Origin of the sequence: Pseudomonas sp. F01002 (assembly GCF_004402115.1) — a bacterium.
GTDB classification, from domain to species: Bacteria; Pseudomonadota; Gammaproteobacteria; order Pseudomonadales; family Pseudomonadaceae; genus Aquipseudomonas; species Aquipseudomonas frigoris.
In genome coordinates, this window is sequence record NZ_SOPU01000017.1 from 203,193 (window position 1) to 203,398 (window position 206).

Annotated in this window: 1 protein-coding gene; it reads right to left on the reverse strand. The window is 62.6% G+C overall.

Translation table 11 applies throughout. The features are described from left to right. Positions 1-128 precede the first annotated feature (128 nt). Positions 129-206: hypothetical protein (locus E3W21_RS32355; RefSeq protein WP_371927085.1), on the reverse strand; the 78-nt coding region annotated here is incomplete at its 5' end.

Consider the following 206-nt stretch of genomic DNA (forward strand, 5'->3'; position numbering starts at 1 on the left):
GAGGCTGCGCAGCAGTCGTAAATCCTGAATCCGCGGTTTAACTGACACACCGCGGCGACTGGTTTTACGACTGCTGCGCAGCCTCGCAGCCTCGCAGGCTCGGCAGCTGCTACAGGGGCCCGTGTCCATCACGGCTGGGTCAGCTGGCGATACAACTGCGGCAAGCGCAGGGGTAATTGCTCGGGCTGGCGGATCAAGGTATAGCC